A 229-nucleotide genomic window follows, 5' to 3' on the forward strand; every position below is an offset into this window, starting at 1 on the left:
GTATTGTCACCAATCGCGATGTGCGATTTGAGAAAAACTACGAAAGAAAACTGGAGGATATTATGACTTCAGAAAACTGGGTTACGGTTGCTAAAGGTACGTCATTGCAAGAAGCAGAAGCTATTTGACAAGAAAACAAAATTGAAAAATTACCCGTTGTAGAAGAAGATGGGACTGGGTGAGGATGAATGACTTTTAGAGATATTACAAAGCTTACGTTAAAGCCAAC

General features: G+C 38.0%; 1 pseudogene. It reads left to right on the plus strand.

Features of this window, described 5'->3' with window-relative positions:
- Window positions 1-229: pseudogene (locus ACY2RS_RS16050) on the plus strand (IMP dehydrogenase); the annotation flags it as partial.

Source organism: Patiriisocius sp. 208BN25-11 (genome assembly GCF_058147145.1).